Consider the following 432-nt stretch of genomic DNA (forward strand, 5'->3'; position numbering starts at 1 on the left):
TATTGGTGTTGTCTGTTCTTATTTGCTCAGTTAAAATTAATTCCCCGCAATATTTTATATTGTTCCTTATAGGTGCAATTGTTGGCAGTATTTTGGTAGCCTTGCCAGACATCAGTAATGGATCGAATAATATTGTTGGATATTGTCTTGTTGTTGCCGGTGTGTTATCGGCAGCATTTTATGTTGTTATATCGTCTCGCCTTATTAAATCGTTTGAGCCTATCACATTATTGAGCGGACAGTTGACATTCTCCCTTATACTGTCATCGCTCTTTATTTTTATATCTAAATCATCAATTTATCTTCCGTTGGAATCCGTGATTATTGTTTTTTCATCTGGAATATTACAATATTTTTTAGCTTTTTGTTTTTACTTGAACTCCTTGCGTTGGCTCCCAGTTCATTTGGCAGGGATAATGTTGTACTTTATTC

1 protein-coding gene is annotated in these 432 nt (G+C 34.7%); it reads left to right on the forward strand.

The window, feature by feature from the left end; genetic code table 11:
* Window positions 1-5: 5 nt before the first annotated feature.
* The coding region (locus RM425_RS21545) for an EamA family transporter (RefSeq protein WP_311347277.1) at window positions 6-432 on the forward strand (427 nt) is incomplete at its 3' end.

The organism is Blastococcus goldschmidtiae (genome assembly GCF_031845325.1).
Taxonomy (GTDB): Bacteria; Actinomycetota; Actinomycetes; order Mycobacteriales; family Geodermatophilaceae; genus Blastococcus; species Blastococcus goldschmidtiae.